Origin of the sequence: Azoarcus sp. TTM-91, assembly GCF_012911025.1 — a bacterium.
In the GTDB taxonomy this organism is placed as follows: Bacteria; Pseudomonadota; Gammaproteobacteria; order Burkholderiales; family Rhodocyclaceae; genus Azoarcus.
The window spans coordinates 1-5386 of the sequence record NZ_WUEI01000187.1 but is presented as its reverse complement, the minus strand read 5'-3'; the positions used below and the strand labels follow the sequence as shown (position 1 = coordinate 5386).

The following is a 5386-nucleotide window of genomic DNA, read 5'->3' as shown; positions in this document are numbered from 1 at the left end:
CAGCCCCCGCACGGCCGGATTTCGCCGCCGGGCCGGCACCCTTGCCGCGCGCTTTGGCGGCCCCCCTGCCGCGGATGGCAGGCTGGCGGGCGGGCGCTTGGGCCGGCGCCTGCGCCGCTGCAGCGGCATCGCCTCTGGGCGCCACCACATGCTCGGTGGCGATCAGCCACTCGCGCATCGCCTGCGACCACCACCACGCCGCCGGGGCCAGCATGAAGCCCCAGGCGCGCAGGGTGGCGCCGGCGGGGGTGCGTGTTTCGGGGCCGCGCCAGACCACGTAGACGCGCTCGTCGGCAATGCCGGCGCGGGCGATGCGTTCGCGCATCGGCGCCAGTTGCTCGTCGTCGCTGACCAGGCAATGAACGGTACAGGGCATCTCCACCTCCTGCCGCCAGCCAAGGCGGCGCCGGAACGCTTGCCCGGTGAGCGCAGCATGTTCCGCGCCAGTTACGCCCGGCCTCACATCAGGAGACGAAATCCGGCGCCGAGCACGGTGCCGTAAACCGCGTGCGCCGCCAGCGCGACCAAGGGCGTACGGTAACCATAGTTGAGCGCGAGGAAACCTGGCGGCTCGAGACGCCTGCGCACGCCGGCGCCATCGTGTTCCGACGCCAGCCGGGGGTGAATATGGGAAAGCACCGGGAGAAATACGGTAAGACTTACCAGCCCATGCACCAGCCCGGCCACCAGCCCGGCCGACCAGCCGGCACCGCTGCCGCCGAAGGCGAAGGCGAAGTAGTAGAGGAAGGCGATGAGGCAGCCGCCGGCGAAGTTCAGCAGGAAGCCCAGCAGGCTGGCGGACTCGCGGTCGCCGGTGAACAGCGAGCCCAGCAGCAGCGGCAGATCCAGCCGCGACCAGCCGCGGAACTGGCTGACGAACATCAGCGAGCTCATGGCCAGGGTGGCGATCACCGCCCACACCAGGATGCCCAGCACCGCCAGCGCCATGTCCACCTCCATTGCCGCCTGCATCGAAAGTCGCTCCGTTTCGCTCATGGTTCCTCCCGCTCCGCTTGTGTATCGCCGCCGGACAGGCCGTCTTCCGGGAAGCCGGCGAGGCCGCCGTGGTATGCGCGGCGGCGCCCACCCGCGCCGGAGTCGCGGCCGTCGCCCTCGGGCGCGGTGGCCAGCGCCAGCGCCGCCACCACCAGGCCGACGTGGCTGAAGGCCTGGGGAAAGTTGCCCGCAGGCTCGCCGCTGTCCGGGGCGATGCCTTCGGCCAGCAGCCCGAGATCGTTGGCGCGGGCCGCCAGCCGCTCGAAAATGTCGCGGGCGCGCGGGTACTCGCCCAGCCGCACTAGGTAATCCACCTGCCAGTAGCTGCACAGCAGGAAGGTTTCGTCGGCGCCGCCGACGCCGTCGTACTCGCTGCCCGGGGGATAGCGGTACAGCAGTTCGCCGCTGGCCAGCTGCCGCTGGATGAGCGTCCAGGTGCCACGCATGCGCGGGTGGTCCGCCGGCAGGTAGCCGTAGCGGGGAAGCAGCAGCAGGCTGGCATCCGGCGCGGTGCCGCCGTAGTAGCCGACGTAGCTGCCGAGGTCGGCGTTGTAGCCGTGGGTTTCGATGTCATCGCGGATGGCGGCACGCTCGGCGCGCCAGGCTTCTTCGTCCAGTTCCAGGCCGAGCTGGCCATGCACCGCCAGCAGCGCATCCAGCGCCACCCAGCACATCACCTTGGAATGGGTGTTGTGGCGCCGCGGCAGGCGGATTTCCCAGATGCCGTTGTCCGGCTCGCGCCAGTGCCGGCGCACCGCCTCGCCCAGGTCCAGCAGCAGGCGGCGCTCGTGGCCGTCCAGCTCGCCGCCCTGCTCCACGTAGCGCCGGGCGGTGAGCAGCACCTCGCCGTAAATGTCGAGCTGCAGTTGCTCCGACGCGGCGTTGCCGATGCGCACCGGCCCCAAGCCGCGATAGCCCTCCAGCCGGGCGATGTCCTCCCGCGGCACCGGGTTGCCATGCACGTCGTACATCACATCCACCCGCGGCCGGGTGAGCCGGGTGGCGTGCAGCAGCCAGTCGATGAAGGCGGCGCTCTCGCTGCGGAAGCCGAGATCCAGCAGGCATTGCAGCAGCATGGAGGTGTCGCGCAGCCAGCAGTAGCGGTAGTCCCAGTTGCGCTCGCCGCCCTGGTGCACCGGCAGCGAGGTGGTGGCCGCCGCCACCACCGCGCCGGAGAGCCGGTAGGTGAGCAGCTTCAGGGTGATGCAGCTGCGCAGCACCGCCTCCCGGTAGGGTCCGCGGTAGGCGCTCTTGCCCGCCCATTGCATCCACCAGCGGCGGGTGCCGGCGATGCGGCCGCCCACCTCGCTGGCGGGCGGCAGCACGCAGATGCCGTTGCCGCTCCAGACCATCGCCAGCCGGCAGCAGTCGCCTTCGCGCAGCAGCATCTGGCCGCGCAGGCGGGCGCCGCCGGCTTCCGCCTGCAGGTCCATGTCGCCGTACAGGTAGAGGGCGCCGGTGCCCTTGTTGCGGTAGCGGCCGCCGGGGTCGACCTCGCAATACCAGCCCAGCCGGCCGCGCCGCCGCAGCCTTACCCCGCGGGCGCCATAGCCGGGGCGCGGTTCGAACTCGGCCTGCAGCCTCACCTCCCCTTCCACGCATTCGGCCAGGCGCAGGAGTTCGTGCTGGGGTTGCAATTCCTCGCCGCCGCTGTCCTCCGGCAACAGGCTCATCGCCTCGGTGACCTTGAGGATGCCGTCGCGGCAGTGGTAGGTGGTGACCAGCACCGCCGAGTCGCCGTCGTAGCGGCGGCGGCAGGAAAGGATGTCCGCCGGCCGCAGCAGGTAGCGGCCGCCGCGCGCCTTGTCCACCAGCGCGGCGAACACCGAGGGCGCGGAGAAGTGGGGCAGGCACAGCCAGTCGATGGAGCCGGTGCGCGACACCAGCGCGACGCTGCGGCAGTCGCCGATGAGGGCGTAATCGCCGATGGCCGGATAGGGTTCGGCAGCAGCGGGATCGCGCACCAGGGCGCCTGAGTCGGCCTGCGGGTCCGGGCCGGGGGCGGAGGGGGAGACAGAGGCTGACATGCGCGCCGGGCCTGCAAACCGCGGGCCCGGCCGCAAGCGCGGGAACGTCGCTTGCACCCCCTGCCGCAAGCCTTTCGAGGAGCACGGCATGACACGGACTGTGGGCGACTATCTGCTGGAACGCCTTTCGGCATGGGGGGTCCGGCGCATCTATGGTTATCCCGGCGACGGCATCAACGGCATCATGGGCGCCTTCGGCCGCCTCACTGCCAGCACCGCGGACAAGCCGGACGAGGGCATGCGCTTCATCCAGGCCGGCCACGAGGAGCTGGCCGCCTTCATGGCCTGCGCCCACGCCAAGTTCACCGGCGAGGTCGGCGTCTGCCTGGCCACCTCCGGGCCGGGCGCCATCCACCTGCTGAACGGCCTCTACGACGCCAGCCTGGATCATCAGCCGGTGGTGGCCATCGTCGGCCAGCAGAAGCGCTCCGCCATCGGCGGCGACTACCAGCAGGAGGTGGATCTCATCTCCCTGTTCAAGGACGTCGCCCACGAGTTCGTGCACATGGCGACCACGCCGGAGCAGGTGCGCCACCTGGTAGACCGGGCGATGCGCATCGCCCGCGACCGCCGCGCCGTCACCTGCATCATCTTCCCCAACGACGTGCAGGAGCTGCCCGCCGCCGAGCCGCCGCGCGAGCATGGCACGGTGCATAGCGGCATCGGCCACACCGCCCTCGGCCAGGTGCCGGCGGCGGCCGAACTGCTGCGCGCGGCGGACATCCTCAACCGCGGCAAGAAGGTGGCGATGCTGGTGGGCGCCGGCGCGCTGGGTGCCACCGAGGAGCTGATCGCGGTGGCCGACCGCCTGGGCGCCGGCGTGGCCAAGGCGCTGCTGGGCAAGGCGGCGATGCCGGACGACCTGCCCTACGTCACCGGTGCCATCGGCCTGCTCGGCACCAAGCCGAGCTGGGACCTGATGAACGCCTGCGACACCCTGCTGATGGTCGGCTCCGGCTTTCCCTACAGCGAATTCCTGCCGCCGGAGGGCAAGGCGCGCGGCGTGCAGATCGACATCGACCCGCGCATGATCGGCCTGCGCTACCCGATGGAACTCGGCCTGGTGGGCGACAGCCGCGAAACCCTGCGCGCCTTGCTGCCGCTGCTGGAACAGAAGGACGCCGCCGGCTGGCGCAAGGACATCACCGGCTGGGTGGACCGTTGGTGGCGGGTGATGGAGGGCCGCGCGCTGAACCCGGGCGAGCCGGTGAATCCGCAGCGGGTGTTCTGGGAGCTGTCGCCGCGGCTGCCGGCGGACAGCATCCTCACCTGCGACTCCGGCAGCGCCGCCAACTGGTACGCCCGCGACATCCAGCTCAAGCGCGGCATGATGGGCTCGCTGTCCGGCGGCCTCGCCACCATGGGGCCGGCGGTGCCCTACGCCCTCGCCGCCAAGTTCGCCCATCCGCAGCGGCCGGTGATTGCCCTGGTGGGCGACGGCGCCATGCAGATGAACGGCATCACCGGCCTCATCAGCATCGCCCGCCACTGGCGCGAGTGGAGCGACCCGCGGCTGGTGGTGATGGTGCTGAACAATGGCGACCTCAACGAAGTCACCTGGGAACAGCGCGCGCTGGGCGGCGACCCGCGCTTCGCCGACGCCCAGGAGGTACCCGCCTTCCCCTATGCCGAATACGCCCGCCTGCTGGGCCTGGAGGGCATACGGGTGGACCGGCCGGAGCAAGTCGCGCCCGCCTGGGACGCCGCCTTCGCCGCCGACCGGCCGGCGCTGGTGGAGATGGTGACCGATCCCAACATCCCGCCGATTCCGCCCCACCTCACCGCCAAGCAGACCCTGGCCTACTTCTCCGCCCTGCGCGGCGACCCGGACGCCAAGGCGCTCATCCTCGCCTCGCTGCGCGAAACCTGGGAGCACCTCTTCCCCATCGGCAAGGGTTGAGGCCAAGGACCGCAGGCAGAGGCCCGACCTTTTCACCCGCACGGAGCGACCCACGATGAGCGAACCGATAGGCAAGACCCGCTGGGCCATCGCCGAAGGCTATCTGCCGGTGCCGCGCGGCGACGCCAGCCGCCAGCTCGCCAGCCACGAAACCGCCTGCCTGCTCAACACCGGCGACGACGATGCCCACGTGCGCATCACCCTCTACTTCACCGACCGCGAGCCCGCCGGCCCCTACCGCGTCACCGTGCCGGCGCGGCGCACCTTGCACCTGCGCTTCAACGACCTGCGCGAGCCGGAACCGGTACCGCTGGATACCGACTACGCCAGCCTCATCGAATCCGACCGCCCCATCGTCGTCCAGCACACCCGGCTGGACGCCCGCCAGGCCGAACTCGCGCTGCTCAGCACCCTGGCCTACGCGGGCTGAACGGCCGCGCCCCACCGTTCCACGGCCCCAGCC

At 71.3% G+C, this 5386-nt stretch carries 5 protein-coding genes; 2 read left to right on the top strand and 3 right to left on the bottom strand.

Annotation, left to right across the window (positions count from 1 at the left end; all coding sequences use genetic code 11):
* From GRF61_RS23170 to GRF61_RS23160, 3 genes are all read right to left on the bottom strand, one after another.
* A partial coding sequence (locus tag GRF61_RS23170; protein WP_169152976.1) for a hypothetical protein occupies positions 1 to 376 on the bottom strand: 376 nt, incomplete at its 3' end.
* 83 nt (positions 377 to 459) lie between these two features.
* Positions 460 to 996, bottom strand: a complete 537-nt coding sequence (locus tag GRF61_RS23165; RefSeq protein WP_211166163.1) for a hypothetical protein — start codon at positions 994 to 996, stop codon at positions 460 to 462.
* On the bottom strand, positions 993 to 3023 hold the full coding sequence (locus GRF61_RS23160; RefSeq protein ID WP_169152975.1) for a glycoside hydrolase family 15 protein: 2031 nt from the start codon (positions 3021 to 3023) through the stop codon (positions 993 to 995). The genes GRF61_RS23165 and GRF61_RS23160 overlap by 4 nt, the downstream gene beginning before the upstream one ends.
* Positions 3024 to 3111: 88 nt before the next feature.
* Between GRF61_RS23160 and GRF61_RS23155 the strand changes: the two genes are divergently transcribed.
* Together GRF61_RS23155 and GRF61_RS23150 are read left to right on the top strand one after the other, a co-directional pair.
* Complete coding sequence (locus GRF61_RS23155; RefSeq protein ID WP_169152974.1) at positions 3112 to 4923, top strand: thiamine pyrophosphate-requiring protein; 1812 nt, start codon at positions 3112 to 3114, stop codon at positions 4921 to 4923.
* 55 nt (positions 4924 to 4978) lie between these two features.
* Positions 4979 to 5353 (top strand): sensory rhodopsin transducer, encoded by a 375-nt coding sequence (locus tag GRF61_RS23150; protein ID WP_169152973.1) that lies wholly within the window; start codon positions 4979 to 4981, stop codon positions 5351 to 5353.
* The last annotated feature ends 33 nt before the right edge of the window (positions 5354 to 5386 follow it).